The sequence below is a fragment of the Achromobacter sp. GbtcB20 genome (assembly GCF_019091095.1).
Taxonomy (GTDB): Bacteria; Pseudomonadota; Gammaproteobacteria; order Burkholderiales; family Burkholderiaceae_B; genus Achromobacter; species Achromobacter mucicolens.
Genome location: NZ_JAGXJZ010000210.1, coordinates 1 through 497, shown reverse-complemented (window position 1 = coordinate 497; position 497 = coordinate 1). Strand labels below are relative to the sequence as shown.

General features: G+C 54.9%; 1 rRNA gene. It reads left to right on the top strand.

Going from position 1 to position 497, the window contains the following annotated elements:
• Positions 1-497: ribosomal RNA gene (locus tag KVT32_RS28620) — 23S ribosomal RNA — on the top strand; the annotation flags it as partial.

The following is a 497-nucleotide window of genomic DNA, read 5'->3' as shown; positions in this document are numbered from 1 at the left end:
GCTCACTGATCGAGTCGTCCTGCGCGGAAGATGTAACGGGGCTAAGCGATAAACCGAAGCTGCGGGTGTGCACTTTTTAGTGCACGCGGTAGGAGAGCGTTCTGTAAGCCTGTGAAGGTGGCTTGTAAAGGCTGCTGGAGGTATCAGAAGTGCGAATGCTGACATGAGTAGCGATAAAGGGGGTGAAAAGCCCCCTCGCCGTAAGTCCAAGGTTTCCTGCGCAACGTTCATCGGCGCAGGGTGAGTCGGCCCCTAAGGCGAGGCAGAGATGCGTAGCTGATGGGAAGCTGGTTAATATTCCAGCACCGTCGTACAGTGCGATGGGGGGACGGATCGCGGAAAATCATCAGGGTGTTGGATGTCCCTGTTGCTGTATCGAAGATGGCGCTTAGGCAAATCCGGGCGCGTAAATCAAGGGTATGGCACGAGCGAGCATTGCTTGCGAAGTGATCGGAAGTGGTTCCAAGAAAAGCCTCTAAGCTTCAGCTGTACGAGAC